The sequence below is a fragment of the Streptomyces sp. NPDC044061 genome (genome assembly GCF_056434305.1).
Map to the genome: position 1 here is coordinate 55707 of NZ_JBWKFL010000004.1, position 24496 is coordinate 80202.

23 protein-coding genes are annotated in these 24496 nt (G+C 72.7%); 12 read left to right on the forward strand and 11 right to left on the reverse strand.

Features of this window, described 5'->3' with window-relative positions:
* The first annotated feature begins 229 nt into the window (after positions 1 to 229).
* Complete coding sequence (gene pepN / locus AC07CM_RS07470) at positions 230 to 2806, forward strand: aminopeptidase N (protein ID WP_478875383.1); 2577 nt, start codon at positions 230 to 232, stop codon at positions 2804 to 2806.
* A 58-nt stretch (positions 2807 to 2864) separates the two neighbouring features.
* On the opposite strand, the gene AC07CM_RS07475 is transcribed toward pepN, so the two are convergent.
* The gene (locus AC07CM_RS07475) at positions 2865 to 4103 is read right to left on the reverse strand and encodes a M14 family zinc carboxypeptidase (protein WP_478875384.1); all 1239 of its coding nucleotides are present in this window, start codon (positions 4101 to 4103) and stop codon (positions 2865 to 2867) included.
* A gap of 172 nt (positions 4104 to 4275) precedes the next feature.
* Between AC07CM_RS07475 and AC07CM_RS07480 the strand changes: the two genes are divergently transcribed.
* Positions 4276 to 4752: a DUF1203 domain-containing protein gene (locus tag AC07CM_RS07480; protein ID WP_478875385.1), complete on the forward strand. Its 477-nt coding sequence runs from the start codon at positions 4276 to 4278 to the stop codon at positions 4750 to 4752.
* Between the two features lie 9 nt (positions 4753 to 4761).
* Here AC07CM_RS07480 and AC07CM_RS07485 read toward each other — a convergent pair whose 3' ends face one another.
* From AC07CM_RS07485 to AC07CM_RS07500, 4 genes are all read right to left on the reverse strand, one after another.
* On the reverse strand, positions 4762 to 5664 hold the full coding sequence (locus AC07CM_RS07485) for a LysR family transcriptional regulator (RefSeq protein WP_478875741.1): 903 nt from the start codon (positions 5662 to 5664) through the stop codon (positions 4762 to 4764).
* 68 nt (positions 5665 to 5732) lie between these two features.
* Entirely contained in the window at positions 5733 to 6656 is a 924-nt protein-coding gene (locus AC07CM_RS07490) for a DMT family transporter (RefSeq protein WP_478875386.1), read from the reverse strand.
* A 35-nt stretch (positions 6657 to 6691) separates the two neighbouring features.
* On the reverse strand, positions 6692 to 7621 hold the full coding sequence (locus AC07CM_RS07495) for an EamA family transporter (RefSeq protein ID WP_478875387.1): 930 nt from the start codon (positions 7619 to 7621) through the stop codon (positions 6692 to 6694).
* Positions 7618 to 8946, reverse strand: a complete 1329-nt coding sequence (locus AC07CM_RS07500) for an MFS transporter (protein WP_478875388.1) — start codon at positions 8944 to 8946, stop codon at positions 7618 to 7620. The genes AC07CM_RS07495 and AC07CM_RS07500 overlap by 4 nt, the downstream gene beginning before the upstream one ends.
* Positions 8947 to 9055: 109 nt before the next feature.
* Here AC07CM_RS07500 and AC07CM_RS07505 point away from each other — a divergent pair, with 109 nt between their 5' ends.
* The gene (locus AC07CM_RS07505) at positions 9056 to 9574 is read left to right on the forward strand and encodes a MarR family winged helix-turn-helix transcriptional regulator (protein ID WP_478875389.1); all 519 of its coding nucleotides are present in this window, start codon (positions 9056 to 9058) and stop codon (positions 9572 to 9574) included.
* A 96-nt stretch (positions 9575 to 9670) separates the two neighbouring features.
* On the opposite strand, the gene AC07CM_RS07510 is transcribed toward AC07CM_RS07505, so the two are convergent.
* Positions 9671 to 11131, reverse strand: a complete 1461-nt coding sequence (locus AC07CM_RS07510; protein WP_478875390.1) for an FAD-dependent monooxygenase — start codon at positions 11129 to 11131, stop codon at positions 9671 to 9673.
* Positions 11132 to 11260: 129 nt separating this feature from the next.
* On the opposite strand from AC07CM_RS07510, the gene AC07CM_RS07515 reads away from it, so the two are divergent.
* Entirely contained in the window at positions 11261 to 11839 is a 579-nt protein-coding gene (locus AC07CM_RS07515; RefSeq protein WP_478875391.1) for a TetR/AcrR family transcriptional regulator, read from the forward strand.
* Between the two features lie 86 nt (positions 11840 to 11925).
* Here the strand turns inward: AC07CM_RS07515 and AC07CM_RS07520 are convergent, their stop codons facing one another.
* The 3 genes from AC07CM_RS07520 to AC07CM_RS07530 are packed head-to-tail and all read right to left on the reverse strand — an operon-like array spanning position 11926 to position 14594.
* Positions 11926 to 12201: a hypothetical protein gene (locus tag AC07CM_RS07520; protein ID WP_478875392.1), complete on the reverse strand. Its 276-nt coding sequence runs from the start codon at positions 12199 to 12201 to the stop codon at positions 11926 to 11928.
* 47 nt (positions 12202 to 12248) lie between these two features.
* Positions 12249 to 14348, reverse strand: a complete 2100-nt coding sequence (gene malQ / locus AC07CM_RS07525; protein ID WP_478875393.1) for a 4-alpha-glucanotransferase — start codon at positions 14346 to 14348, stop codon at positions 12249 to 12251.
* On the reverse strand, positions 14349 to 14594 hold the full coding sequence (locus tag AC07CM_RS07530; RefSeq protein ID WP_478875394.1) for a hypothetical protein: 246 nt from the start codon (positions 14592 to 14594) through the stop codon (positions 14349 to 14351).
* A 185-nt stretch (positions 14595 to 14779) separates the two neighbouring features.
* Between AC07CM_RS07530 and AC07CM_RS07535 the strand changes: the two genes are divergently transcribed.
* The 3 genes from AC07CM_RS07535 to AC07CM_RS07545 are packed head-to-tail and all read left to right on the forward strand — an operon-like array spanning position 14780 to position 17384.
* Positions 14780 to 15313: a PadR family transcriptional regulator gene (locus AC07CM_RS07535; protein ID WP_478875395.1), complete on the forward strand. Its 534-nt coding sequence runs from the start codon at positions 14780 to 14782 to the stop codon at positions 15311 to 15313.
* Positions 15310 to 16008, forward strand: a complete 699-nt coding sequence (locus AC07CM_RS07540) for an ABC transporter ATP-binding protein (RefSeq protein ID WP_478875396.1) — start codon at positions 15310 to 15312, stop codon at positions 16006 to 16008. Before AC07CM_RS07535 ends, AC07CM_RS07540 begins: the two co-directional genes overlap by 4 nt.
* The gene (locus tag AC07CM_RS07545; RefSeq protein ID WP_478875397.1) at positions 16005 to 17384 is read left to right on the forward strand and encodes an FtsX-like permease family protein; all 1380 of its coding nucleotides are present in this window, start codon (positions 16005 to 16007) and stop codon (positions 17382 to 17384) included. Before AC07CM_RS07540 ends, AC07CM_RS07545 begins: the two co-directional genes overlap by 4 nt.
* A 123-nt stretch (positions 17385 to 17507) precedes the next feature.
* Here AC07CM_RS07545 and AC07CM_RS07550 read toward each other — a convergent pair whose 3' ends face one another.
* Entirely contained in the window at positions 17508 to 18044 is a 537-nt protein-coding gene (locus AC07CM_RS07550) for an HNH endonuclease (RefSeq protein WP_391329216.1), read from the reverse strand.
* Positions 18045 to 18346: 302 nt separating this feature from the next.
* Here AC07CM_RS07550 and AC07CM_RS07555 point away from each other — a divergent pair, with 302 nt between their 5' ends.
* Positions 18347 to 19462, forward strand: coding sequence for a mechanosensitive ion channel family protein (locus AC07CM_RS07555; RefSeq protein WP_478875398.1), 1116 nt, complete (start codon positions 18347 to 18349; stop codon positions 19460 to 19462).
* On the opposite strand, the gene AC07CM_RS07560 is transcribed toward AC07CM_RS07555, so the two are convergent.
* Entirely contained in the window at positions 19422 to 19820 is a 399-nt protein-coding gene (locus tag AC07CM_RS07560; RefSeq protein WP_478875399.1) for a hypothetical protein, read from the reverse strand. The two genes, AC07CM_RS07555 and AC07CM_RS07560, sit on opposite strands and share 41 nt — an antisense overlap.
* Positions 19821 to 20019: 199 nt before the next feature.
* On the opposite strand from AC07CM_RS07560, the gene AC07CM_RS07565 reads away from it, so the two are divergent.
* Genes AC07CM_RS07565 through AC07CM_RS07580 form a run of 4 tightly spaced genes read left to right on the forward strand, consistent with a single transcriptional unit; the run spans position 20020 to position 24491 of the window.
* Positions 20020 to 21231 (forward strand): ROK family transcriptional regulator, encoded by a 1212-nt coding sequence (locus AC07CM_RS07565; protein ID WP_478875400.1) that lies wholly within the window; start codon positions 20020 to 20022, stop codon positions 21229 to 21231.
* Positions 21232 to 21281: 50 nt separating this feature from the next.
* On the forward strand, positions 21282 to 22625 hold the full coding sequence (locus tag AC07CM_RS07570) for an ABC transporter substrate-binding protein (RefSeq protein WP_478875401.1): 1344 nt from the start codon (positions 21282 to 21284) through the stop codon (positions 22623 to 22625).
* Positions 22626 to 22627: 2 nt separating this feature from the next.
* Positions 22628 to 23596 carry a carbohydrate ABC transporter permease gene (locus AC07CM_RS07575; RefSeq protein ID WP_478875402.1) on the forward strand — a complete coding sequence of 323 codons (969 nt, stop codon included), beginning with the start codon at positions 22628 to 22630 and terminating at the stop codon, positions 23594 to 23596.
* A gap of 1 nt (position 23597) precedes the next feature.
* The gene (locus AC07CM_RS07580) at positions 23598 to 24491 is read left to right on the forward strand and encodes a carbohydrate ABC transporter permease (protein ID WP_478875403.1); all 894 of its coding nucleotides are present in this window, start codon (positions 23598 to 23600) and stop codon (positions 24489 to 24491) included.
* Positions 24492 to 24496: the final 5 nt, after the last annotated feature.

Below are 24496 nucleotides of genomic sequence, written 5' to 3' on the forward strand. Positions count from 1 at the left end.
CGAGGGAGCCCCGCGGGGAAGTCGTCAAGGGGCGGGGTGTTGGTGGGGGCGAACCCAAAGCGCCAACCCCCCCCCCCCCCCCCCCTCGGGCCGCCCCCCCCCCTCCCCCCCGCCCCGCTGTTTGCATAGGGCTTTCCCTAGGGCTGCGCCGCGCAGCCGCGGGACATCGCCCTGCGTGCAGGTCCCGTGGAAGGATGGCCGAACCCACCCATAACGAGGAGATGACCGCGTGCCTGGCACAAACCTGACTCGCGAAGAGGCGCAGCAGCGGGCGACGCTGCTCACCGTTGACTCGTACGAGATCGATCTCGACCTCTCCGGCGCGCAGGAGGGCGGTACCTACCGGTCCGTGACCACGGTGCGCTTCGACGTCGCCGAAAACGGCGCCGAATCCTTCATCGACCTGGTCGCCCCGGCCGTGCACGAGGTGACGCTCAACGGGGACGCGCTCGACGCCGCCGCGCTCTTCAAGGACTCGCGGATCGCGCTGCCCGGCCTGCTGCAGGGACGCAACGTCCTGCGGGTCGTCGCCGACTGCGCCTACACCAACACCGGCGAGGGCCTGCACCGCTTCGTGGACCCGGTCGACGAGCAGGCGTACCTGTACACCCAGTTCGAGGTCCCGGACGCCCGCCGGGTCTTCGCCTCGTTCGAGCAGCCGGACCTGAAGGCGACCTTCCAGTTCACCGTGAAGGCCCCCGAGGGCTGGACGGTCATCTCCAACTCGGCGACGCCCGAGCCCCAGGACAACGTCTGGTCCTTCGAGCCGACGCCGCGCATCTCGTCGTACATCACCGCGCTGATCGTCGGGCCGTACCACTCCGTGCACAGCGTGTACGAGAAGGACGGGCAGAGCGTGCCGCTCGGCATCTACTGCCGTCCCTCGCTCGCCGAGTTCCTGGACTCGGACGCGATCTTCGAGGTGACCCGGCAGGGCTTCGACTGGTTCCAGGAGAAGTTCGACTACGCCTACCCGTTCGAGAAGTACGACCAGCTGTTCGTGCCCGAGTTCAACGCGGGCGCGATGGAGAACGCAGGCGCGGTCACCATCCGTGACCAGTACGTCTTCCGGTCCAAGGTGACCGACGCGGCGTACGAGGTGCGGGCGGAGACGATCCTGCACGAGCTGGCCCACATGTGGTTCGGCGACCTGGTCACCATGGAGTGGTGGAACGACCTGTGGCTGAACGAGTCGTTCGCCACCTACACCTCCATCGCCTGCCAGGCCTCCGCGCCGGGCTCGAAGTGGCCGCACTCGTGGACCACGTTCGCCAACTCGATGAAGACCTGGGCCTACCGCCAGGACCAGCTGCCGTCGACGCACCCGATCATGGCGGACATCCGCGACCTGGACGACGTGCTGGTCAACTTCGACGGCATCACGTACGCCAAGGGCGCGAGCGTGCTGAAGCAGCTCGTCGCGTACGTCGGCGAGGACGAGTTCTTCACGGGCGTGCAGGCCTACTTCAAGCGGCACGCGTTCGGCAACACCCGCCTGTCCGACCTGCTGGGCGCCCTGGAGGAGACCTCCGGCCGCGACCTGAAGACCTGGTCGAAGAAGTGGCTGGAGACGGCCGGCATCAACATCCTGCGGCCCGAGGTGGAGGTCGACGCCGAGGGGCTCGTCACCTCCTTCGCCGTCCGCCAGGAGGCCCCGGCCCTGCCCACGGGCGCCAAGGGCGAGCCGACCCTGCGCCCGCACCGTATCGCGATCGGCCTGTACGACCTCGACTCCGCGAGCGGCAAGCTGGTGCGCACCGAGCGGATCGAGCTCGACGTCGACGGCGAGCTGACCGCCGTACCGCAGCTGGCCGGCAGGCGCCGCCCCGCGGTCGTCCTGCTCAACGACGACGACCTCTCCTACGCGAAGGTCCGTCTGGACGAGGAGTCGCTGAAGGTCGTCACCGAGCACCTCGGCGACTTCGAGGCGTCCCTGCCGCGTGCCCTGTGCTGGGCGTCGGCCTGGGACATGACCCGTGACGCCGAGCTGGCCACCCGCGACTACCTCTCGCTGGTGCTGTCCGGCATCGGCAAGGAGTCCGACATCGGCGTGGTGCAGTCGCTGCACCGCCAGGTGAAGCTGGCGATCGACCTGTACGCCGCCCCGGCCGCCCGCGAGGCCCTGCTGACGCGCTGGACCGACGCGACGCTGGCCCACCTGCGCTCGGCCGAGCCGGGCGGCGACCACCAGCTGGCCTGGGCGCGTGCCTTCGCGGCGACGGCCCGCACGCCGGAGCAGCTCGACCTGCTGGAGGGTCTGCTGGACGGCTCGCAGACGATCGAGGGGCTGGCCGTCGACACGGAGCTGCGCTGGGCGTTCGTGCAGCGGCTCGCGGCGGTCGGCCGCTTCGACGAGGCGGAGATCGCGGCCGAGTACGAGCGGGACAAGACCGCGGCCGGTGAGCGGCACGCGGCCACCGCCAGGGCCGCCCGCCCGACCCCGGAGGCCAAGGCGGAGGCGTGGGCGTCGGTCATCGAGTCCGACAAGCTGCCGAACGCCGTGCAGGAGGCCGTGATCGGCGGCTTCGTGCAGACCGACCAGCGGGAGCTGCTCGCGCCGTTCGCGGAGAGGTACTTCGAGGTCCTCAAGGACGTCTGGGACTCCCGTTCGCACGAGATCGCCCAGCAGATCGCGATCGGCCTGTACCCGTCGGTCCAGGTCTCCGAGGAGATCCTCGCCAGGACCGACACCTGGCTGGCTTCGGCCGAGGCCGGCGCGGCCCTGCGCCGGCTGGTCTCGGAGTCCCGTTCGGGCGTCGAGCGGGCGCTGAAGGCCCAGGCGGCGGACGCGACGGCCGCCGCGTAGTCCGTCGTAACGCCGCCGAAAGGGCGCCCGGCAGCGAGCCGGGCGCCCTTTCGCGTGCTCAGCCGCAGACCCTGCGGGCGACGTCCAGCATGGTCCGTACGTGCAGTCCGGTCTGAGCGGCCACCGGTATCCAGCGCAGCTCGTACGCCTTGTCGAGTTCCCGGCACCACTCGCGCACCAGGTCCGCGAGGACGCAGGCGGTACCTGGCGCGGTGCGGGCGAGGGCCCGGCGCATCATGGACGCCGCGCGCAGTGGGATGCGGCGGCCGGCGACACCCAGGGTCGCGAGGTGGCCCCGGGAGCCGCCGCGTTCCTCGGCGGCCCAGGCGGCGGCGAGCGACGGCGCCACGTCGAGCAGCTCGCGGGCCGCGGTGTACAGCGGCAGGAGTTCCTCGGGCACGTCCGCGGCCGGTACCTCGCCGAGCAGCTCGGTGATCTCCCGGGTACGGGCCAGCAGCAGCTCGCCGACCTGGGCGACCTCCCGCTCCGGGGCGAGTGCGGGCCGGGGGTCGCTCACCGCCGCGGCGGCCCAGGCGGGCGTCTCGACCAGGACGGTCAGGGTGCCGTACCGCCGCGGGTACAGCCAGGTGCTCCCGGCGACGAAGCCGCTCGGGTCGCGTTCGCTTCCGGTGCTGCCGTCCGGGAGCCGCAGGACCCCGGGCGGGTCGGGGTGCCAGTCGGGGCCGTCGCAGGGGTGGTCGTCGAGCGGGATGCCGAGGAGCGCGGCCGTCTCCCGGAAGGCGCGCGCGGCACCGGCCACGGGCCTGGTCTGCATCGTGAAGGCGCCGCCGAACTCGATGCCGTGCAGCGTGAACTGGGCCTCGGGCCGCAGGGTGTCCAGCAGCCGGACGAGCGCCGCCGACTCGGGCAGCGGCCGCCGTCCGGTGCCGGGCGCGGGCAGCGACTCGGGCTGGCAGGCGAACGCGGGGCGGTAGAAGTGCCGGTGGCACTCCTCCAGCGAGGGGGCCGGCTCCTCGGGCTGCCAGCCGTGCGCGAGGCGCGCCCCGTCCGGGTCGAGACACAGCAGGAAGTGCCAGGTGCAGCGGAGCGCGGCGAGGTGCTGCGGCCGGTGTGCGAGGAGCCTGGCGAGCCGGAGCGCGGAGGCCCCGCCCACCGGCTCGTTGGCGTGCGCGCCGGCAACGGTCAGCAGCTGCCGCTCCCCGTGCCCGGCGGACAGCAGCCACAGCGGACGACCGCCCCTGCTCTCACCGACGGCACGCAGCCGCAGCGCCCCGGGCGCCGCGGCGACCAGCGCACGGGCATGGCGCTCCAGTTCGTCGGCGCCCGGATAGCCCATGTCGACTCCACTTCCGCCACTGGTCGTCGAGCGCTTCCATGGGAACGTCGGGAGTGGGCCCCGTCAAGACCGACCCGTGATGTCAGGACACGGTCGAAAGCCCGGCCCTGAGGGCCAGTGCCATGTCCGGATTCCGCCGGTCACGGGCCCCGCCGCGCGCGACGCTGGCTCCATGACCACCTACCTGGCACGACCGCTGACGCCTTCGGTTCTCGAGGAACTGCGCACCCGCGACGACGCGGGTCGCCCCCTGCTCCCCTTCCCCGACGAGGAGGGCGGCTCACCCCTGCGCTGCTGTCTGCGCCGCAGCGCACCCGGCGAGCGGATCGCCCTGGTCTCGTACGCGCCCCTGCGCCGCTGGGCGGCCGAGACCGGCGCGGACCCGGGTGCCTACGACGAGCAGGGCCCCGTGTTCGTGCACGCCGAGAAGTGCGCCGGACCGGACGGCGACGCCCTTCCCTTCGCCGGCGCCCACCGCACGGTCCGCCGCTACTCCGCCGACGGCCGCATCCTCGGCGGCCGCCTGGTAGAGGGCCCGGATGCCTTCGCGCCGGCGTTCGCGGAGGCCTTCGCCGACCCCGAGGTGGCTCTCGTGCAGGTGCGGGCGGTGGAGTACGGCTGCTTCCTGTACGAGGTGCGGCGCCCGTAGGCCCCCGGCTCAGCCCGTCGCCTCCGCCGCCCTGAGCAGGGCCCGGAGCACGTTGTCCACGGCCGCTCCCGCCTCCGCGCCCTTGCGCACGGCCGCCACCACATGCCGGACCGGCCGGTCCGCGCCCAGCTCCCGCATCACCACCCCGTCACGGCGTGCCGCGGCCGTCCGGGGCACCAGGGCGACGCCCATTCCCGCCTCCACCATGGCCAGGATCGCGGTCCAGCCGGAGGCCGAGTGGCCCTGGTGGGGGCTGAACCCGGCGACCTCGCAGGCGCGACGGGTGATGTCCGACCAGGGGCCGCTGCCGCCGAAGATCCACGGCTCGGCCGCGAGGTCGGTCAGGCGCAGGCCGGGCGCGCCGGCCAGGGGGTGGTCCGGCGGCAGGGCGACGTCCAGCGGATCGGACAGGAGGGGCAGCCGGGTGAAGCGGGGGTCGGCCGCGCCGGGTGCCTCGGCGGCGAGGGAGAGCGCGAGGTCGACCTCCCCGGCGGCCAGCAGGTCGTACGCCTCGGCGGCCGCGGCCTCACGCACCCGCACGGTCACGCCCGGGTGCGACGCCCGCAGGGCGCGCACGGCCGGTACGACGAGGGCGGGCACCGCCGTGGAGAAGGCACCGACCCGCACCTCGCCGGCCTCACCCTGCGCGTAGGCCGCCAACGCCGCGTCGGCGCGCTCCAGTTGTTCGAAAACCGCCTCCACGTGCCGGAGCACCAGCCGGGCCGCGTCGGTGAGCCGGACCCGGCGGCCCTGGGCCTCCAGCAGGGGCACGCCCAGCTGCCGGGCCAGATTGGTGAGTTGCTGGGAGACCGCGGAGGGGGTCATGTGCAGGGCCTCGGCCGTCGCGGTGACGGTGCCCCGCTCGCGCAGGGTGCGCAGGATCCGCAGCTTCCTCAGGTCCCACTCGGCCATGGCGGCACCGTACACGCCGGTCGGCGGCGTCTCCGGCGCGGCCGTGCGGTGCCCGCGGACCGCGGACGTCACCGGCGGGAGGCCGCGCCCAGCATGACCCCGCCCAGGATCAGTGCCATGCACAGGAGCTGGGACCGTCCGGTCGGCTCGCCGAGCACCGCCCAGGAGAGCAGGGCAACGCACACAGGCTGGAGGTAGTAGACGATGCCCGCGCGGGTGGCGCCGATCAGGGCGATGGCCTTGTTCCAGGCGAAGAAGGCGACGGCGGAGGAGGCCACGCCGACGTACAGCAGGGGCAGGACCGTGGCGGGCGTGGGCCGGAAGCCGCCCTGCACGGCGAGGTCGGCCGCCTGCACGGGCAGCAGCAGGACCGTGCCGACGAGGAACGTGGTGAACAGGAAGGCGGTGCCGTCCAGTTCGGCGGGCCGGCGGCGGAGCAGCGCGCTGTAGGCGGCGAAGCAGCAGGCTGCGGCGATCATCCACAGGTCGCCGGGGCCGAAGCCGGCTCCGCCGCCCATGAGCAGGAGCACGCCGGCGCAGGCGGTGAGCAGTCCGGTGGTGCGCCGCGCCCCGAGCCGTGCGCCGCCCAGCCGCGCGAACACCGCCATCAGGACCGGTGAGGCGGCCATGATCATGCCCATGGTGGCCGCCGGTGTGGTCAGACCCGCCTGGTTGACGCAGGTGTTGTAGACGGCGACGCCGAGCAGGGAGGCCAGCAGGATGTAGCGGCCGTGCCGACGGACGAGGGCCCGTTGCCGCCAGGCCTGGCGGGCACCGAAGGGGGCGACGGCCACGAGGGCGATCACCCAGCGCCAGAAGGCGTGCTGGATCGGCGGGACGCTGTCGTGCAGCGCGCGGGAGGTGACGAAGCTGCCGGACCAGACGACCGTGGCGAGGGCGGCCGGCGCCAGGCCGAGCAGGGGGGCGGCTGTCCTGCGGGGACGGGCGGTGGGGGTGGTGGGGGCGGTGGTCCGGTGCAGGACGGCGGCCACGGGGGTCCTTTCAGTGGGCGGTGGCGGGTGTGTGCCTACCGTCGCAGCGCCGCACCTGTCAGGTCCATCGAATCTTTTCGAGCATTCCTTTCAGCAGGCCTGAACGTTCGGCGCCTACCCGTGCCCAGCTGCCCGGCCAGCGTCGCCCCGAAGGCCAGCGCCATGCCCGCCACCTGCACCGGTGTGAGCCCCTGTCCGAGGGCCGCCCAGCCGACCACGGCGGCGGTCAGCGGGGACAGCGGGCCGAGGAAGCCGACCCGGGTGGCGCTGAGCCGGCCGATACCGCGGAACCAGAGCCAATAGGCGACCGCCGTGTTGGCCAGCGCGAGGTAGAGACAGCCGCCCGCCGCGGGCGCGTCGAGCGCCGGCGGGGCTCCTTCGACCAGGAGGGCGACCGGCGCGATGAGCAGGCCGCCCGCGGTGAGCTGCCAGCCGGCGAGGGCCAGCGGGCCGACGCCGTCCGGCCGGCCCCACCGCTTGGTCAGCACCGTCCCGGTGGCCATCGAGGCGGTGGAGGCGACGGCCGCGAGCACCCCGACGGCGTCCAGCGCACCGGCGCCCTTGAGCACGACGAGGCTCACCCCGAACCCGGCCACGACGCCGGTGACGAGCGTGCGCGCGGTCGGCCGCTGCCCCAGCAGCAGCGCCGAGAGGCCCACGACGAACAGCGGCCCCACCGAGCCGACGACGGCGGCCATGCCGCCGGGCAGCCGGTACGCCGACACGAACAGCAGCGGGAAGAACGCGCCGATGTTCAGCGCGCCGAGCGCCGCCGCCTTCCACCACCAGACACCGCGCGGCAGCACCCGGACCAGCGCCAGCAGGACAAGTCCGGCGGGCAGGGCCCGCATCAGGCCGGTGAACAGGGGGCGGTCCGGCGGCAGGAACTCGGTGGTGACGGCGTAGGTGGTGCCCCAGGAGACGGGGGCGAGGGCGGTGAGCAGGACGATCGCGTGCCGCTTCATGGCCGGGTCCCTTCGGTCTCGGGCGAGACGGGCGTCGCGCTGTACCGGGTGGGCGGGGCGGCGTCGCCGCCCCGGGTCACGGTCACCGGCAGGGGCCGCAGCGCCTCCGCCGGCAGTCGGGGTTCCGTCCGGATCAGCAGGGCCGCGGCCACCGCCGAGGTCAGGACGAGGAAGGCCCACGGCGCCCGGCCGTCCAGCGCGAGCAGGGCCGTGAACAGGGAGGGCGCCACGGCCTTCGCCAGCGACCAGGACATCTGGTAGGCGGCCAGGTACCGGCCGCGCAGCGCCTCGGGCGCCGCCGCCACGGCGAGCACCTGGGCGGCGGGGCTGTGGATCAGCTCGCCAAGGGTGTAGGCGACGACCACGGCGACCAGGGCGCCGCCCAGCACGGCGTCCGAGCCGGGCCGCAGGGTGCCGAGCACGATCTGGGCGGCGAAGGCGGTCGCGAACAGGCCACCGCCCAGCGCAGCCGCCCGGGTGCGCCGGGCCCCGGCCCGCCGGACCCGGGCACCGACGAGGACGCCGGCCGCCGCGCACAGCACCGTGTTGAGGGTGAATGCGGCGCCGGTGAGCACCGCGGGCCCGTGCAGCCACTCCACGGTGAACAGCGGGAAGAGGACCGAGAGGGCCGAATAGCTCAGCGCGTTCAGAAAGTTGGCGCCGGTGACGACCAGGAAGGGCCGGTCGGCGAGGACGAGCCGGTAACCGGCGCCCGCCCGCCGCGGCATCGGGTCCCCGTCGGCGGGCAGCGGCTTCAGCGGGCGCAGCAACAGGGCCGCCAGCGCGAAGGAGAGGGCGTTGCCCCAGGCCGCGTAGGTGTAACCGGTGCTGCCCGCGAGGGCGATGACCAGGGTGGCCAGCAGCGCGCCCGCCCCGTTGCCGGCGTTCTGCAGCGCACGCGTCGACGCCTGCAGCCGGTCCCGGTCCGACCCGCGCGCCACCTCGCCGATCAGGGACTGCTGTGCGGCCGGAAAGGCCCGGTCGGCGGCCGCGGTGACCAGGGCGACGGCCGCGAAGGCGGCGAGGGAGTGGGCGAAGGGGTAGAGGGCGAAGCCGACGACCCGGACGCCGTACAGCAGGTACTGCACACGCTTCGCGCCGTACCGGTCCACGGCCGTGCCGGCGAGCGGGAGCACGCCGATGCCAGCCAGGCCGGTGGCCGTGAGCACGGCGCCGACGAGCGCGAAGGACAGGCCGGTGACGTGGTGGAAGAACACCAGCGTGAACGGCACGTACATGCCGGTGCCGACGCCGTTGACCGCTGCGGCCACGGGCAGGGCCCACTCCCCCGGGACGCGCTCGCTCGCCCCTCCGTTCCTCTTCACCCTGCCGACACCCCTTCCGAATGACTTGATGGAAAGTAGCTTAGCTTTAAGCAACTTTCCGTCAAGCTACTTTCTTGCGGGTGACCGTCCGGAAGGCGATACTCGGCCCATGAGTGCAGGCCGCCAGCAGGGCAGGGACCCCGTCGACGCGATCATCGACCAGTGGGCGGCCGCGCGGCCCGACCTCGACACGAAGGCGATGGAGGTCTTCGGGCGGATCTACCGCCTGGCCCGCACCATGGGCGACCGCATGGAGAAGGCCTACGCCCCCTACGGCATCTCGCGCGGCGAGTTCGACGTCCTGGCGACCCTGCGCCGCTCCGGCGAGCCCCACACCCTCTCCCCGCGCCGGCTCGCACAGACGCTGATGCTCACCACCGGCGGCATGACCGGCCGCCTCGACAAGCTGGAACGGGCCGGCCTGCTGCGCCGGTCCCCCGACCCCCACGACCGCCGCGGTCTCCAGGTGACGCTGACGGAGAAGGGGCTGGACGTCGTCGACCGGGCGGTCGGCGCGGGCCTCGCCGTCCAGACGGCGGCCCTGGCGTCCCTCGACGGCGAACAGGCCGACCAACTGGCCGGCCTGCTGCGGGAACTGCTCGCGGGGACAGGGACCGAGGAGCACTAGGAAGTGCCTTCCGGGGCATGCCGAAGGAGAGCGCCGCGCCCTCGAAGTCACCGGTGAGCCTCGGACGGGGGTTCGACGACAGGGCCTGGACCTGGCCTAGACCCCGACGTGTTCGGCCACCACCGCCCGGATCCGGGCCGGCTCGGCCGAGTCGGCCGCCCAGGCCACGTATCCGTCGGGGCGCACCAGCAGGGCGGTACGACGGTCGCTCGCCCAGCGCGTCACGGCCAGCCGCTCCGCACGCCCGCCCTCGTACGGTTCCGGGGTGATCAGCACGAACCGGCCGCCGCGCAGCGCCTCGTAGAGGCGCCCGCCGTCGGCCAGTGCGACGTCCGGGACCCGTGTACCGGTGAGGCGGTGGGCACCCCGGGGCGCCGGATAGCGGTAGCCGATGCCGGTGACCTGGCCCGCGACCTTGCGCCGGGCGGGGCCGGCCGCGTCGAGGAACGCGGTGAGCACGGCGCGTGCCGCCAGCGTCCAGGGGCGCTTGGCCATGGCGAGGCGCACGATCCCGCCGCTGCTGCGCAACACCGCCCTGCCGATGGGGTGCCGCTCGGCCTGGTAGCTGTCGAGCAGCTCCGGGGCCGCGTGCCCGGTGAGGACCGAGGCCAGCTTCCAGCTCAAGTTGGCCGCGTCCTGCAGCCCGGTGTTCATGCCCTGCCCACCGGCCGGGGTGTGCACGTGCGCGGCGTCTCCGGCGAGGAAGACCCGGTCGACCCGGTAGGCGGGGGCCTGGCGCTCGTCGCTGTGGAAGCGGGACATCCAGCGGGCGTCGTGCATCCCGAAGTCCCGGCCGAGCGCGAGGCGGGTGATCTCCTTGACCTCGGCCAGGTCCAGCGGACGGTCCTCGGGCACATCGCGGCCGCGGTGCCAGCCGATCACCCGGTAGTAGCCGTCCCCGAAGGGCGCGAGGAAGGCGAAGGCGTCGCCGACGGCGTTGACGGTGAGCAGGGCAGGGGGCTTCTCGGCGAGCAGGACGTCGGCGAGGACGACGGACCGGATCACCGACTTGCCCGGGAACGGCAGTCCGATCGCGTTCCGCACGGCGCTGCGCATGCCGTCCGCACCCACGACGTACTCGGCCCGCAGGCTCTCCGTCCGCCCTTCCGGCCCGCGGGTCCGCACGGTCACGCCGTCCGCGTCCTGGTCGAGGCCGGTCAGCTCGGTCTCGTACCGGAAGTCGACGCCCGCCTCGACCGCCCGCCGCTCCAGCGCCTTCTCCACCTCGTACTGCGGGAGAACCAGCAGGTGCCTGAAGCGTGAGGGGAGGGTGCCGAGGTCGACGGTGAGCCTGCCGAAGAGGCGCAGCCGGTCCAGGGGCCGGCCGACCGCCTCCACGTCCTCGGCGAGGCCACGGGCGTCGAGCTGTTCCAGGGTGCGGGCGTGCAGGACGAAGGCCCGGGACAGGTTGCTGATCCTGTGGGGGCGCTTTTCGAGGACCGTGACCGGGACACCGGCGGTGGCGAGATCGCCGGCGAGGAGGAGGCCGGTGGGACCGGAGCCGATGACGAGGACACGAGGAGCTGCGGGGCCGGTGGTGCCGGTGGTGCCGTTCATGAGGGCCTCCCGAATGCCAACGCTTGTAGGTCAACAGTTGTTGGTCAACGCTTGTTGGCAACGGTAGGACGGCTCAGGCCGCGAAGTCAACAGTTGTTGGCCCACGGCTGTTGGCCTACGCTCGTGGGCATGAACGGCAGCACGAGTACCGGCCAAGGACGCCGCTCCGAGGCCACCCGCACCGCGATCCTCGCCTCCGCGCGCGAGCGCTTCGCCTCCGACGGCTACGAGCGGGCCACCATCCGGGCCATCGCCAAGGACGCCCGCATCGATCCGTCGATGGTGATGCGGTACTTCGGCAGCAAGGAGGGGCTGTTCGCGGCGGCCGTCGCGCTCGACCTGCGGCTGCCCGACCTGGGGCGGGTACCGCGGGAGGAGGCCGGCCGGGCGCTGGTGACCCACTTCCTCGGCCTGTGGGAGCAGAACGAGGAGCTGACGGCGGTACTGAGGGTCGGCGCGACCAACCAGGCCGGCGCCGAGCGCATGCAGGGCATCTTCCGGGACCAGTTGCTCCCGGTGGCCCTGCAGGTGTGCCCCGATCCCGAGCAGGTCCCGGCGCGCGCCGCGCTCTGCGCGGCCCAGCTGCTCGGGCTCGCGCTCACCCGCTATGTGCTGCGACTGCCGCCGGCGGTGGCGCTCACCCGCGAGGAGCTGGTGGCGTGGCTGGGGCCGACCGTGCAGCGCTATCTGACCGCGCCGAGCCCCTGAGGCCCGCCCCGGAAAACACCGAAGGCGCCGGCCTCACCCGTGTGTACGGGAGGATCGGCGCCCTCGGCGGGAGAACTGGGGGCTGGTCAGGCCTTCGCCTCGCCCTTGGCGGCGATGCTGGGCTTGATGACGCGCTTCTTCCTGTCGGACTTGTCCAGCACCATGACCAGACCGGTGATCACCAGGAACAGGACCACCGGGAGGACGACGTAGAGGCCCAGCGTCTGGGCGACGCTCAGGCCCGTACCGGGGTCGTCGCCGTCGTCGCGGGCCAGCGCGAGCGCGGGGGACGACATGAGCAGCATCATCAGCGTCGTACCGGCGGCCAGGGCGCCGGCGCGCAGGGCGTTCTTCTTGTCCACGTTCTCAAGTTAGCGAACGGCCGGAAAGGCCGCGCGCCCGGGGTGCCCTACAAGGGCTCGCCCCCCTCTCCGTCCCGGAGGACCGCGAGCAGCGCCCTCAGCCGCGGCGAGGCCGTCAGTTCCTCGAGACCGACCGGGCGGCCGTCGGCGTCGGCGACGGGCAGCCGCCAGTTGGGGTACTGGTCCCAGGTGCCGGGGAGGTTCTGCGGGCGCCGGTCGCCGACGCCGTCCGGGAGCCAGACGCCGATCAGGCGGGCCGGGGTGCGCAGCAGGAAGCGGTGGACGCCCTGGATCTCCGCCTCCTCGTCGGATCCCGGGGGTCCGGCCGCCGGGCTGTCGAGCAGGCCGAGGCTGCCCAGCAGGGCGAGCCACTCCGCCGTGTCCGCGATCGCCTCCGCGCGCTCCTCGGTGGCCGGGCGGGTCAGCAGGCCGAGGCGGTCGCGCAGGTCGACGTGGTCGCCGGTGAGCCGGGCGGCGGTGGGCGGCAGGTCGTGGGTGGTGGCGGTGGCCAGACAGTCGGCGCGCCAGCGCTCCGGCGGCAACGGACGGCCGTCGCCCTCCCAGTCCCGCTCGAACCACAGCACCGAGGTGCCGAGCACCCCGCGCCGCTGCAGCGTCTCGCGCACCCCCGGCTCCACGGTTCCCAGGTCCTCGCCGATCACCACGGCCCCGGCCCGGGAGGCCTCCAGGGCGAGCAGGGCCAGCATGGCCTCGGCGTCGTAGCGAACGTAGGTGCCCTCGGTGGGCGGGCTGCCCTGCGGCACCCACCAGAGCCGGAACAGGCCCATCACATGGTCGATGCGCAGGGCGCCGGTGTAGCGGAAGAGGGCGCGCAGGAGATGGCGGTAGGGGGCATGGCCGGAGGCGGCGAGGCGGTCGGGACGCCAGGGGGGCAGGCCCCAGTCCTGGCCGCGGGCGTTGAAGGCGTCGGGCGGGGCGCCGACGGAGGTGCCGGCCGCGAAGTGGTCCTGCTGCGCCCAGGCGTCCGCGCCCCCGGGGTGCACGCCGACGGCGAGGTCGTGCACGATCCCGACGCTCATGCCGGCCTCCCGGGCGGCGCGCTGGGCGGCGCGGAGCTGGCCGTCCGTGAGCCAGGAGAGCCGGGAGTGGAAGTCGACGCGGCCGGCCAGCTCGGTGCGGGCGCGGGCGGTCTCGGCGGAGCGGGGGTCGCGCAGCCCGTCCGGCCACCGGTGCCAGTCCGGGCCGTGCTTCTCGGCGAGGGCGTACCAGGTGGCGTGGTCCTCGAGCGCCTGCCCCTCCTCGGCGCGGAAGGCGTCGTACGCGGCCTGCCGACCCGGTCCGAGCGGGATCTCGAGGACCAGCTCCAGGGCCTGCCGCTTCAGCTCCCAGACCGCGTCCCGGTCGATGAGGGCGCCCTTGTCGAGGACGTCGGCGCGCAGTCGCTCGGCACGTTGCAGCAGGGCGCGGACCCCGTCGAGGTCCTCGGGATCCCGGACGTACGCGAACTCGGGGATGTCCTCGATCCGCAGGTGCACGGGGTCGGGGAAGCGGCGCGAGGACGGCCGGTACGGGGACGGGTCGGTCGGGGCTCCGGGTACGGCCGCGTGCAGCGGGTTGACCTGCACGAACCCGGCACCGGCGGTCCGGCCGGCCCAGCCGGCCAGCTCGGCGAGGTCACCGAGGTCGCCCATGCCCCAGGAGCGCCGGGAGAGCAGCGAGTACAGCTGGACGAGCAGGCCGTAGGAGCGGCCTGCGGGGGCGGGCAGCCGGTCCGGCGCGACGATGAGGTGGGCGTGTGCGGTACGACCGTCCGGGGCGGTGGCGCTCACCCGGTGGACACCGAGCGGCAGCCCCTCGACGCCGTCGCGTGCCCCGCCCTGCTCGGTCTCGACGCTCAGCCGGGTGCCCGGGGGCAGCGCGGCGAGGACGGCGGGGCCCTGAGCGTCGCCGGCCCAGTGCACGACCGTCGTCGGCAGCAGCCGCTCGCGCAGCTCGCGCTCCCGCTCGGCGAGTGCGGCCCGGACGGCCTCGGGGGTGCCCGCCTCGACGCCGAGGGCGGCCAGGGCGGAGACCACGGCGGAGGCGGAGACGGCGACCGTGCGGTCCGGGGCGGGGCTGTAGGCGGTGGCGACCCCGTGCAGCCCGGCGAGCCGGGCGAGCTCCTCGTCCTCCTGCGCCGCTGCCATCTACAACCTCGCGCCGAAGAAGTCCGGAACCGGGTCGGACTCGCTGGTCAGCGGGGCGGCGTCGGCGAGCGGCGGCTCGCTGGTCAGGGGTTCGGCATCGGGCAGCGGCGGCTCGCTGGTCAGCGGCGCCTCCGCGCACGCGCTCTCCGCGCTGAAGACGCACAGCCGCGCTTCGTCGGTCTCGGCGGACGGCTCCGCCACGGGTTTCCACTGGGCCGGGATCGAGAGATGAGCCGGTGCGGCCACGGGGGCCTCCTTGTCGCTGCGTCGGGTTCTACCGGGTCTGCGGATGAGAGCAGGCCTACCCCGTGGGCGCGATGCCAGACCTGTACGGCCGAACTACGCGCCTCTTCCGACATGCCGGCCACTCCTTCCAGGAGTTCGCGGACCACTATTCACTCAGTACATGTATCCAGTGCATACTGATCTCCATGAGCACCCGGCACATCCTTCTGGGGCTGCTCGAGGCAGGGCCGAGCCATGGCTACGACCTCAAGCGGCGCCACGACGAACGCTTCCCCCAGGCTCGTCCGCTGGCCTACGGGCAGGTCTACACGACCCTGCAACGCCTGGTCCGGGACGGTCTCGCGGAGGTCGACGGGACCGACGCCGACGGCGGGCCGGAGCGGACGCTGTACCGGTCGACCGAGGACGGAGCGGACGAACTGGCCCGGTGGGCCGGGGAGATCGCCCCGCCCGCGCCCTTCGTGGCGAACGAGATCTTCGCCAAGGTCGTGGTCTCGATCCTCTCCGGCGGCGACCCGGCCGCCTATCTGCGCGCCCAGCGTGCCGCGCACATGGAGCGGATGCGGCAACTCACGGCCGTGAAGACGGACCCGGGCGCCGATCTGGCGACCGTGCTCTCGGCGGACTACGCCCTCAACCATCTCGACGCCGACCTCCGCTGGATGAACACCACGGCGGCCCGGCTGATCACTCTGACCGCGGAGGTCGACGCAGCATGAGCAACAGGGGGGACTCCTCGGTGCCGCTTCTGGCGGGCCGGGACCTCGTCAAGGCGCACGGGAGGACACGGGCGCTGCGCGGTGCCTCGGTCGAACTGCGGGCGGGCGAGATCCTCGCCGTGACCGGGGCCAGCGGCAGCGGAAAATCGACGCTGCTCCACTGCCTGGCCGGGATCGTCCGGCCGGACGAGGGCGCGGTGGTCTACGACGGGCAGCGGCTCGACCGGATGCCGGAGAAGCGGCTGAGCGAGCTGCGCCGTACCGACTTCGGTGTGGTGTTCCAGTTCGGGCAGCTGATCCCCGAACTGACGGCCGTGGACAACGTCGCGCTGCCGCTGATGCTGGCCGGCACCGACCGCGCCGGGGCCCGGGAACAAGCGGGCGCGTGGCTGGAGCGGTTCGGGGTGCGCGGGCAGGAGGAGCTGCGGCCGGGTGAGATGAGCGGGGGCCAGGCGCAGCGGGTCGCCCTGGCCCGGGCGCTGGTGACCGGCCCGAAGGTGGTCTTCGCGGACGAGCCGACGGGCGCCCTTGACTCGCTGGCCACCGAGCAGGTGATGACGGCCCTGGTGCACACGGCCCGCGAGGCGGGTACGGCGGTGCTGCTGATCACGCACGACGCCCAGGTCGCGGCGTACGCGGACCGTGAGACGCGGCTGGACGACGGTGTCGCGCTGCCGGCGGAGGTGGCGGTGTGACGACCCGTACGAGCGGCACCGTGAGCGCTGATGTGCGCCTCGCCTGGCAGCTCACCCGCGGCTCCGACCGGCAGGAGTGGTGGCGGGCCGGGCTGACCTCGGCCGGGGCCGCGCTGGCGACGGGGTTCGCCCTCGCGGCCGTCGCCCTGGCCTCGCTGCGGGGATACCACCGGGTGCCCTTCGGCAGCGGTCTGCTGAACAACCCCGGCGAGCGCTCGGGGGTGATCGTCTCCCTGCTGCTCCTGCTGGTGCCGGTGCTGGGGTTCCTCGGGCAGTGCGCCCGGATCGGCGCCGTGCACCGCGACCGGCGGCTGGCCGGGCTGCGGCTGGCCGGTGCCGGCCCGGCCCAGGTACGCCGGATCGCCGCGCTGGAGACGGGACTGACCTGCCTGCTGGGCTCGGTCCTCGCCACCGCCGTCGCGGTACCGGTCCTGCTGGACCTGTGGGACAGCCCGACCGCCGCGGCCTGGGCCGGACTCGTGCTGGTCGCCCTCGGGGTGCCGGTGCTGGGCGCGGTGACCGGCGCCCTGGCGCTGCGCCGGGTGGTGGCCTCGCCGCTCGGGTGGGTGCGCCGGGTGCGGCCCAGCAGCGGACGGGGGCCGGGGCTGCTGTTCGTCGGCGGGGTGCTGGTCGTCCTGCTCCTGGCGCTCTGGGCCGTCTCGAACACCTCCAGCAGGGACCGCGGGCAGCTGCCGCTGACGGTGTTCGGGCTGGTCATCGCGGTCGGGGCGGGCACGGTGTGGCTGTCCGGGGGCACGGCCGGGCTGGTCGGGCGGGTGCTGGCGGGCCGCGCCCGGGCCGCGGCGACGCTGATCGCGGCGGAACGGCTGCGCGAGGACCCGTGGGCGGCGGCCCGCACGCACGCGGCCGTCCTGCTGGTCACGATCGTCGGGACGGGCTTCGTCGGCGTCCGCCAGGTGTTCCTCGCCGACGTGAACGCCATGAGCCGCGGGGGCCATCTCGGCATGCCCGTGTCCTTCTACACCGCCGGCATCGACCTGACCGGCGCCGCGATCCTCGTCGCCCTCGTGATCGCCCTCTCCGGCCTCGCCGTCGGCACCGCCGAGTCGCTGGCGAACCGCCGCCGGGGCCTGGCCGCACAGGTCGCCGCCGGGGTGCCGCGGGTGGTGCTCGGCCGGGCGCTGCTCCTGGAGACGGCACTGCCGCTGGCTCCCGCGGTCGCGCTGGCCGGCGCGGGCGGCATGGCGATCGGCATCTGGTACGGCGCGGTGGCCCAGGACCACGTCACCCGGACCGTGCCGTACGCCGCGCTGCTGGTCCCGGTGGCCGTGTACGCCTGCTGCCTGCTGGCGGCGGCCACCTCACTGCCCCTGCTGCGCCGCTCGGCGCACCCGGCGGAGCTGCGCTACGCCTGACCACCCCGGGGCCTGTCCGGCGGGTCGGGTCCCAGGAACGTCCGGCCCCGGGGCACGGGGGACCCCGGGGCCGGCCCACGCCGGTGCCCGGGTACCGCCCCGGGTACGCGAAGGCCCGGATCGTCAGGCGGAGATGCCGTCGATCCGGGCCATGGCGTCGTCCGCGCCGTACGGCTGCAGGTAGGGCAGCCAGCGCGGGTCCCTATGGCCGGTCCCGATGATGCGCCAGGCCAGTCCGGTGGGGGGAGCCGGTTTGTGGCGCAGCCGCCAGCCGATCTCCACGAGGTGACGGTCGGCCTTCACGTGGTTGCAGCGGCGGCAGGAGGCCACCACGTTGTCCCAGACGTGCTTGCCCCCGCGACTGCGCGGGATGACGTGGTCGACGCTGGTTGCGACACCACCGCAGTACATGCACCGGCCCCCGTCGCGCGCGAAGAGCGCCCTGCGGGTAAGAGGAACGGGCCCCCGATAGGGAACCCGGACGAATCGCTTGAGCCGGACCACGCTGGGTGCGGGGACTGTGACGGTCGCGCTGTGCATATAGGCGCCGGATTCCTCGAGGGAGACAGCCTTGTTCTCCAGGACGAGGACGAGCGCGCGGCGGAGCGGTACGACGCCGAGCGGCTCGTACGACGCGTTGAGGACCAGGACATGCGGCACGGGTGCCTCCTTGGGCGTCGGCGACGCGTGGCTCGCGCCGGGACGATCTGCAGTCAGTCTCCCCTCATGCCTGGTGAACGCGCCACCATGTCCCGGTAACGGGCTGGGAGTGTTTTCGACCACACCCGAGGCATCCCCCGGATCAGGCCCTGTTCAAGCCCAGGTGAGTCCCGTCTCTCCTGAGGCTCTCCTTTGCGGATCGGCGTGGAGCACACACGATGCCCCGTTAGTGTGTTGGTTCTGTCCGTCCGGTGACCTTTTCGTGACCTTGACCGCCCCACCGGAACGGACCGCGCAGCACCATGGAGGTACCTGCCGTGTCCTTGCCCGTCGTCCTACTGGCCGCCGGTGCGACGCCGACCCCGTCTCCCTCGGGATCGACGGCTCCGGAAGTGCCGACGCTTCAGGACGCCCAGGAGAGTGCGACGAACGCGGCGAGCTGGGTCGAGCAGAACTGGTCGACCTGGCTCGCGATGGGCCTGCAGATCCTGCTGGTCCTGGTCGTGGCCGTCACGCTCAGAGCGGTGGTGCGGCGCGCGATCACCAAGCTCATCGACCGGATGACCCGGTCGGCGCAGGCGGTCGACGCCGGCGCCCTGGGCGGGCTGCTGGTCAACGTCGAGCGGCGCCGGCAGCGTGCGGCGGCGATCGGCTCGGTGCTGCGCTCGGTGGCGAGCTTCCTGATCCTCGGCACGGCCGCGCTGATGGTGCTGTCCACCTTCAAGATCAACCTGGCGCCGCTGCTGGCCTCGGCCGGTGTGGCCGGTGTCGCGATCGGTTTCGGCGCCCGGAACCTGGTCACGGACTTCCTCTCCGGGGTGTTCATGATCCTGGAGGACCAGTACGGCGTCGGCGACACGATCGACGCGGGTGTGGCCTCCGGCGAGGTGATAGAGGTCGGGCTGCGCGTGACCAAGCTGCGCGGCGCGAGCGGTGAGATCTGGTACGTCCGCAACGGCGAGGTCAAGCGGATCGGCAACCTCTCCCAGGGCTGGGCGACCGCCGGGGTCGACGTGACCGTGAAGGCGGGCGAGAACCTGGACCGGGTGAAGGCCACGCTGGACGAGGTCGCCGAGCAGATGAGCAAGGAAGAGCCCTGGAACGAGCTGCTGTGGGGACCGATCGAGGTGCTCGGCCTGGACAGCGTGCTGATCGACTCCATGGTGGTCCGGGTCTCGGCCAAGACCATGCCGGGCAAGTCGGTGACCGTGGAGCGCGAGCTGCGCTGGCGCATCAAGCGGGCGTTCGACGCGGCCAGCATCCGGATCGTGGGCGGGGCGACGGCCGTTGAGGACGTCGAGGACACCCCGGACCCGGCGGCCGCGGTCGCGGCGCCCTCGGTGTACTCCAACACCGCGTCCCCACAGTCGGAGGCGGCTACCCCGATCGCTCCGCAGCAGCGGTCGGTACCGAAGTAGCTCCGCAGGCCGGACGGTAGGCCTCGCGGACCCAGGCTTCTTCGCCGGGGTGGACGCCGCACCGCAGCAGCTCGGTGGCGTCGCCGTCCCAGGTGGTGACGCTGCCGTACACGGGCGTGTCCCGGCCGGGGCAGGTGACGGTGAAGCCCGCCTCCACCAGGAGGACTCCCTCGGCCTGCACGAAGCGCCCGGGCGTCCCCCGCAGATCGACCCGCACCCGGTCCCGCGTCCGCCGGGTGGTCGTCTCCCCGGGCCCGGCCGGCGCGGACACGTCCGTGCCGACGCGGTCGGCGAGCGAGGACGGGACACGGCGCGCGGAGACACCCGGCGCGTCCCGAGGGCGCGCCGGCGCCCGCACGGCAACGCCCCCGAGGTAACGACTCTGTTGCCTCGGGGGCGTTGTCTATTGACGCCCTCTTCGTCCTGGGCTTACGTTCCTCCCACCCCAATAGGAAAGTTTCCTAACAGTGATCTTCCATGCGGCCGGTGATCAAGGCTGGACTCCATGGCCGGGTCGCTGAAAAGCTGGGCAGCTGGAAAGGCAGGTGTCGAGACGCATGGCAGGAACCGCCGGTACGCCGGGCACCCCGCGCGTCCTGCGCGCCATGAACGACCGCGCCGCCCTGGACCTCCTGTTGGAGCACGGGCCGCTGTCCCGCACCCGGATCGGCAAGCTCACCGGCCTGTCCAAGCCGACCGCCTCCCAGCTGCTGGCTCGCCTGGAGGCGGCGGGGCTGGTCCGGGTCACCGGCACCAGCGAGGGCCGGCCGGGACCCAACGCCCAGCTGTACGCGGTCAATCCCGGGGCCGCGTACGCCGCCGGGCTGGATGTTACCCCGCACCGCATCCACGCCGCCGTCGCCGACGTCACCGGCCGCACGGTCGGCGAGTACGAGCTGCCCACCCCCGGCCGCCGCCCCTCCCACCCGGTCGTCCAGCAGGTCACCGACGCCCTCGACGGTGCCGTGAAGGCCGCAGGGCTGGCCCGGGACGACGTCCACCGGCTGGTCATCGGCACCCCCGGCGCCTTCGACCCGGGCACGGGCAGGCTGCGCTACGCCTCCCATCTGCCCGGCTGGCACTCGCCGACGCTGCTCGACGAACTCGCCGCGGCGCTGCCGATGCCGGTCGAGTACGAGAACGACGTCAACCTCGTCGCCATCGCCGAACAGCGCCTCGGCGCGGCCCGCGGGCACGCGGACTTCGTGCTGCTGTGGAACGAGGAGGGCATGGGCGCCGCCCTGGTCCTCGGCGGCCGGCTGCACCGCGGCTGGACCGGCGGCGCCGGCGAGGTCGGCTTCCTCCCGGTGCCGGGCACCCCCCTGGTGCGCCAGGTGACCAAGGCCAACAGCGGTGGCTACCAGGAGCTGGCCGGCTCCCAGGCCCTGCCCAGACTGGCCCGCGAACTCGGTATCGAGGACGTGCCGTCGGGACCGCACGCCGAGGCCGCCGCGCGGCTGCTGGCCCGCGCCGCCGATCACGCCACCGGCCCCCACCGGGAGCTGCTCAACACCTACGCGACCCGGCTGGCCACCGGTCTCGCCTCGCTCGTCTCCGTCCTCGACCCCGAACTCGTCGTCCTCAGCGGCTCCGCCCTGACGGCCGGCGGCGAGGTGCTGCGCGCCCTCGTCCAGGCCGAGCTGGAGGAGCTGGCCGCCGCCCGCCCCCGTCTGGTCGTCGGCGACGTCGGCGAACACCCCGTGCTGCGCGGCGCGCTCGAGTCCGCGCTCGCCGCCACCCGCGACGAGGTCTTCGACACCTCGCACTGAGCCCCGCAGTCCCCCTCACCTCACCCACCCCGCCCCTGGGAGACCTCGCCATGCCCGAAGTCATACCCTCAGTCGTCCGAAACACGGCTTTTGCCCTGACCGCGTCGCTGGCCCTGCTCACCACCGCCTGTACCGGCCAGTCCGGCACCGGCGCCACCGACGACGCCTCCAAGGACACGACGATCAACTTCTGGCACGCCTGGAGCGCGCCGAACGAGGTGAAGGCCGTCAGGTCGCTGATCGCCGGCTTCGAGAAGGCGCACCCCAACATCCACGTGAACATCGTCGGCAACATGACCGACGACAAGATCAACCAGGCGCTGCGCTCCGGCGGCGACAAGGCGCCGGACGTGATCTCCTCCTTCACCACCAACAACGTGGGCAAGTTCTGCTCGTCGGGCGCGCTGGTCGATCTGAACCCCTTCTTCAAGAAGTCGGGCATCGACCCGCAGACGGCCTTCCCGAAGGCGATGAACGAGTACACCCAGTTCGACGGCAACCGCTGCACGGCGCCGCTGCTGGGCGACGCCTACGGCCTCTACTACAACAAGACGGCGTTCAGGAAGGCGGGGATCACCGCCCCGCCGAAGACCTGGTCCGAGTTCGAGGCCGACGCCAAGAAGCTGACGATCCCCCAGGGCGACACCTACAAGCAGCTCGGCTTCATGCCGAACTACCACGGCTGGGAGTCGACCACCGAGCACTACTTCGCCCAGTTCTCGCCGACGTACTTCGACAGGAGCGGCAAGTCCGACGTCGCCCGGGACCCGGCCTTCGAGAAGGGCTTCACGCTCCAGAAGAAGCTCGTGGACGAACTCGGCGGATTCCGGAAGCTGGAGAAGTTCCGGGCCACCCTCGGTGACGAGTGGGGTCCCAAGCACCCCTTCCACACCGGTCAGGTGGCCATGCAGCTCGACGGCGAGTGGCGGCTCGGGATGGCCGAGGAGGCCAAGCCGAAGTTCGAGATCGGCGTCGCCCCGCTGCCCGTCCCGGACGACCGGGCCGACGAGTACGGCAAGGGCTACATCACCGGCACCATCGCGGGCATCGCGGCCACCAGCCACAAACAGAACGCGGCCTGGGAGCTGGTGAAGTACATGACCACGAACACGGACGCGGTGGTCGGCTTCGCCAACGACATCCACAACGTGCCCTCGACGCTGGCGGCGCTGAAGTCCCCGAAGCTGAAGTACGACCCCCGGTTCAAGACCTTCCTCGACATCGCGGCGAACCCGGACTCCACCACCTCGCCCGCCTCGATCAACGGCGGTGTGTACCTGGTGACGATCCAGCAGTTCGGCTACGACTACGAGAGCGGCAAGGTCACCGATCTGAAGGCCGGCCTGAAGAAGACGGCCGCCCAGATCGACACGGACATCGCGCAGGCGAAGTAGCCATGAGCACCGGCACGCTCGCCTCGAAGCGCCGTACCGCCGGCCTCGCCGCGAAGCAGCGGAAACAGGCACTGCGCACGGCCGCCTTCATGTCGCCCTGGCTGATCGGCTTCGCGGTCTTCTTCGCGTACCCGCTGATCTCCACGGTCTACTTCTCGTTCATGCACTACGACGGCTTCCGGCCGCCGACGTGGAGCGGTGCGAAGAACTGGACGTACGTCTTCGAGCACTACCCGCTCTTCTGGCCCGCCCTGCGCAACACGCTGTGGCTGGTGCTGGTCATGGTGACCCTCCGGGTCGTCTTCGGACTCGGTGTGGGGCTGCTCATCACGAAGATCAAGACCGGCGCCGGTGTCTTCCGCACCCTCTTCTACCTGCCCTACCTCGCCCCGCCGGTGGCGGCCACCATGGCCTTCGCCTTCCTGCTCAACCCCGGTACGGGCCCGGTCAACTCGCTCCTGGAGAAGGTGGGCGTCCCGGCGCCCGGCTGGTTCAACGACCCGGCCTGGTCCAAGCCGGCCCTGACCCTGCTGGCGCTGTGGGGCATCGGCGACCTGATGGTCATCTTCATGGCCGCGCTGCTCGACGTGCCCACGGAGCAGTACGAGGCGGCCGAGCTGGACGGGGCGTCGGCGTGGCAGCGCTTCCGCTACGTCACGCTGCCGAACATCTCCCCGATCGTGATGTTCGCGGTCGTCACCGGCGTGATCCAGACGATGCAGTACTACACACAGCCGCTGATCGCGGGGAAGGTCGCCTCGGGCGTGATCCAGGGCGCGGGCACCCAGTTCGAGCCGGGCTACCCGGACAAGTCGACGCTCACCCTCCCGCAGCTCGTCTACAACCTCGGCTTCCAGCGCTTCGACTACGGCTCGGCCTGTGTGGTGGCTCTGGTGCTGTTCGCCCTGTCCATGGCGTTCACCGCGCTGTTGATGCGGCGCCGGGGCGGTCTCATCCAGGCAGGTGACTGACATGACCCAAGTACTGGACAAGCCGGTGAAGCTCGCGCCGCCGGTGTCCGGGGCCGAGCGGACCGCCCGCCGCCGGACGCTGCTGGAATGGATCGCCGTCCACTCCCTCGGCGTCGCCGCCGCGCTGTTCTTCACCCTGCCCTTCGTGTTCGTGTTCCTGACCTCGCTGATGAGCGACTCCCAGGCACTCAGCCGGGATCTGATCCCGCACACCTGGGAGTGGGGCAACTACCGGAAGGTCTTCGACACACCCGGCTTCCTGACCTGGTGGAAGAACACGCTGATCTACGCCGGCCTGGGCACCGTGCTGACCGTGGGGTCGTCGATCCCGGTGGCGTACGCGCTGGCCAAGTTCCGCTTCCGGGGCCGCAATCTGTCCCTCATGCTGGTGATCTCGATGATGATGCTGCCACCGCAGGTGGTCATCATCCCGATGTACCTGTTCTGGGCGAAGCAGCTGGATCTGTCGGGCACCCTGTGGCCGCTGATCATCCCGATGGCGTTCGGGGACGCGTTCTCCATCTTCCTGCTGCGCCAGTTCCTGATGACGATCCCCAACGAGTACGTCGACGCGGCGAAGGTGGACGGCTGCGGGGACCTGCGGACCCTGCTGCGGGTGATCCTGCCGATGGCGAAGCCGGGCATCGCGGCCGTGGCCCTCTTCCAGTTCTTCTACGCCTGGAACGACTACTTCGGCCCCCAGATCTACGCCTCCGAGAACCCCGGCGCCTGGACCCTCTCCTACGGCCTGGAGTCCTTCAAGGGCGCGCACCACACCGACTGGAACCTCACCATGGCCGCGACCGTGCTGGTCATGGCGCCCGTGATCCTCGTGTTCTTCTTCGCCCAGAAGGCGTTCGTGGAAGGCGTCACGCTCACCGGAGTGAAGGGTTAAACCAC

Coding starts and splice junctions, on each gene's coding strand:
- AC07CM_RS07475 (WP_478875384.1), bottom strand. CDS start 4,103: ATGGGCTATCCGGGCGCCGACGAACTGGAGCGCCATGCCCGTGCGCTG.
- AC07CM_RS07480 (WP_478875385.1), top strand. CDS start 4,276: ATGACCACCTACCTGGCACGACCGCTGACGCCTTCGGTTCTCGAGGAA.
- AC07CM_RS07485 (WP_478875741.1), bottom strand. CDS start 5,664: ATGGCCGAGTGGGACCTGAGGAAGCTGCGGATCCTGCGCACCCTGCGC.
- AC07CM_RS07495 (WP_478875387.1), bottom strand. CDS start 7,621: ATGAAGCGGCACGCGATCGTCCTGCTCACCGCCCTCGCCCCCGTCTCC.
- AC07CM_RS07505 (WP_478875389.1), top strand. CDS start 9,056: ATGAGTGCAGGCCGCCAGCAGGGCAGGGACCCCGTCGACGCGATCATC.
- AC07CM_RS07510 (WP_478875390.1), bottom strand. CDS start 11,131: ATGAACGGCACCACCGGCACCACCGGCCCCGCAGCTCCTCGTGTCCTC.
- AC07CM_RS07515 (WP_478875391.1), top strand. CDS start 11,261: ATGAACGGCAGCACGAGTACCGGCCAAGGACGCCGCTCCGAGGCCACC.
- malQ (WP_478875393.1), bottom strand. CDS start 14,348: ATGGCAGCGGCGCAGGAGGACGAGGAGCTCGCCCGGCTCGCCGGGCTG.
- AC07CM_RS07535 (WP_478875395.1), top strand. CDS start 14,780: ATGAGCACCCGGCACATCCTTCTGGGGCTGCTCGAGGCAGGGCCGAGC.
- AC07CM_RS07540 (WP_478875396.1), top strand. CDS start 15,310: ATGAGCAACAGGGGGGACTCCTCGGTGCCGCTTCTGGCGGGCCGGGAC.
- AC07CM_RS07555 (WP_478875398.1), top strand. CDS start 18,347: ATGGAGGTACCTGCCGTGTCCTTGCCCGTCGTCCTACTGGCCGCCGGT.
- AC07CM_RS07565 (WP_478875400.1), top strand. CDS start 20,020: ATGGCAGGAACCGCCGGTACGCCGGGCACCCCGCGCGTCCTGCGCGCC.
- AC07CM_RS07570 (WP_478875401.1), top strand. CDS start 21,282: ATGCCCGAAGTCATACCCTCAGTCGTCCGAAACACGGCTTTTGCCCTG.
- AC07CM_RS07575 (WP_478875402.1), top strand. CDS start 22,628: ATGAGCACCGGCACGCTCGCCTCGAAGCGCCGTACCGCCGGCCTCGCC.
- AC07CM_RS07580 (WP_478875403.1), top strand. CDS start 23,598: ATGACCCAAGTACTGGACAAGCCGGTGAAGCTCGCGCCGCCGGTGTCC.